Origin of the sequence: Neisseria sp. HMSC067G12, from assembly GCF_001812725.1 — a bacterium.
In the GTDB taxonomy this organism is placed as follows: Bacteria; Pseudomonadota; Gammaproteobacteria; order Burkholderiales; family Neisseriaceae; genus Neisseria; species Neisseria perflava.
Map to the genome: position 1 here is coordinate 1 of NZ_KV810224.1, position 2,355 is coordinate 2,355.

The window sequence follows — 2,355 nt, forward strand, 5'->3', positions numbered from 1 at the left end:
CTATTTGATGTTCCGGCACTACTTCACCGTCGACGAAGTGCGGTTGCATGCAGCTTCGCTTTGCATGAAGCATCTCCTATGCCCCCTGTGCGCCATCAGGAGGGGCAGCAAGGCCCTCAAAAGCTACCTGGATAGGTGGGAGGTGCTTAGAGGGTCGAACGCCTCTTTAAAGCCCTTTCTCGTGACTCTGACCGTTAAGGATGGCAATGACTTGGCTGAGCGTTTTAAGCACCTCCATCGTGGCCAGCGAGAGCTATGGATGCGGAAACACCGTGCTCGCGGCTCTTGCCTCGATGGTGTTATGGGTGCTGTGTGGTCGTACGAAGTGAAGCGCGGCACAGGTTCTGGGCTCTGGCATCCGCATCTGCACATGATCGCGATCGCTGAGCATCAGCCTGACCAGCTGCAGCTCTCGGCTGAGTGGAAAAACATCACTGGTGATAGCCACGTGGTGGACGTACGGCCGATCAGCCAGGAGGATCCTGTGAGTGGCTTCCTCGAGGTGTTCAAGTACGCGGTGAAGTTTTCGGATCAGCCTGTTGAGGACACGTGGCACTGCTACGAGACCTTGCGCGGAAAGAGACTCATCGGATCTGCTGGCTGCTTCCGTTCGGTGGTGGTGCCGGAGCAGCTCATTGACGAGCCCTTCGACGACCTCCCCTTTCGCACCCTTTTTTACCGCTACCTGACCGGTCGCGGATACGACCTTCAGAGGAGGAAAGATCGACCCGCCTGAGTGCACGGATGAATGTTCTTCGCGGGGCAGGATATGCGAGGTGCTAGCACCTCGCTCAGGCTGATTCACGCAGAGCGTTCAACAGCGAAAGCGGCCCCGGTGAGTGCGTCAACACCCACCGAGGCCTAACCAAAACCCATCTGTGTTGGAGATGAAAAATGGCTGAGAAGAAGTCTATTGCGCCCGAGCTGGGCGAAGCTGAACGCGAGATCCACGGGCCTCTGGCCGAAGCCCAAGCGTTGATCGAGATCTGGCGCAGCTCGAATCCCGACGAGGCGTCGTTTTGCTGCCTCGCGGTATCCACCCTGTCTCGCCTCTGTGATCGTTTTGACACCTACCAACACCTGCTGTTGAAGCATGGTCGGCCGGCATTCGCCGAGACTGACTACGGCGTCCTGGGAGACCCGGTGGAGGATCAGCCAGCGGCCTAAGGGGGTATGGGGGGTATGCCCCCCATGCAGAGCCACGGCTCTCACGCCAACGCAGCGATGCGCCGCGTGCCCAGCGCCCTCCCCTCCCCTGCCCGTCTTCGCGCATGCAAAACAGGCTGCGTGGACCACAAAAAGGGCTCTGAATTCGTATCCTGCACGCGTAAGGCTTTACATCGGCCTTTCGTCTGGTAACAATTGTCGTTCCTGCAACCTTCAATTGGAGCCGATGTGGACCTTGATTCCCTCATCCAGCATAAAGCTCTCGACGAGCTTTACAAACGTGGCAACTACGGCCTGATGGATCACTTCCTCAGAGACCCGGAGACTGCCGAGCAGCTCAAGCTGAAGAAGCTGCAATTCGACGTTCACCCCGAGCTGTTCAGCGACGTGGAAGATGTCTGCCAGCTGCTCGACATGAGCAAGCGTGAGTTCCTCACGGCCGCCACGCTGCAAGCCGTCAAGCTCGCGCAGGAGGCCATCGAAAAGCACGGTTTGATCCCTGATGAGGAGACGCACTGATGCTGACTCTCACAGGCACCGTTCGCGCTGCCACCACTCTCGGTGGTGGTGTCAACAAGAAGACCGGCGAGGTCATCCAGCCCCGGTCAGTACTCCAGGTGGAAGGCCTCGACTCCCGCGGCTTGGTGCAGCTCTACACCCTCACGGTTCCCGATCTGACGAAGTACGCCGACCAGGTCGGCTCGCAGATCTCCGTGCCGGTGCGTGCGTGGGCACCTGGCGCGACAGTCAATTTGTCGTACGAGGAAAAGAAGTGAGCGCGGGACGACGCCTTGGGACGGGCCTGCCCCGGCACTTGGCGCCGGCCGGCGCTCTTCCCTTGATACATACAAACAATTGCTCCAAGCCAGCATCCATGCGGGTTTCCGGCTCGTTTGCCTGCGATCAGGGCTTGTCGCCGGACGCCGTCCGGCTGGGCCGCGAGATGCTGGCTGGACCCATTGGGTTCCTCATCGCACGGAGGGCCGCCGATGGAGGAACGACCACCGGATGACCCAAAGGAAAACGCCGACTCTCTGGCAGGAGAAATCGGCGTTCAGGGCATCGAGGCACTACCCCGAAGGGTTCAGAGATATGGAGCAGCTAAAGCAGGCGCTCTCGACGTAGCGGAGTTTATCAGCGGGCTTGGAGGCCATCAAGGCTTAGCACGGCGGGTCGGCTCGTGTGGGG

General features: G+C 59.7%; 4 protein-coding genes. All 4 read left to right on the forward strand.

What is annotated here, in order from left to right:
* On the forward strand, positions 1 to 736 hold a 736-nt coding region (locus tag HMPREF2871_RS11925; RefSeq protein ID WP_168163732.1), incomplete at its 5' end, for a protein rep.
* Between the two features lie 158 nt (positions 737 to 894).
* A complete protein-coding gene (locus HMPREF2871_RS09885; RefSeq protein WP_070544383.1) occupies positions 895 to 1,167 on the forward strand; it encodes a hypothetical protein in 273 nt (90 codons plus the stop codon).
* Positions 1,168 to 1,362: 195 nt separating this feature from the next.
* Positions 1,363 to 1,686, forward strand: coding sequence for a hypothetical protein (locus tag HMPREF2871_RS09890; RefSeq protein WP_070647872.1), 324 nt, complete (start codon positions 1,363 to 1,365; stop codon positions 1,684 to 1,686).
* On the forward strand, positions 1,686 to 1,943 hold the full coding sequence (locus tag HMPREF2871_RS09895; RefSeq protein ID WP_070544389.1) for a hypothetical protein: 258 nt from the start codon (positions 1,686 to 1,688) through the stop codon (positions 1,941 to 1,943). The genes HMPREF2871_RS09890 and HMPREF2871_RS09895 overlap by 1 nt, the downstream gene beginning before the upstream one ends.
* Positions 1,944 to 2,355: the final 412 nt, after the last annotated feature.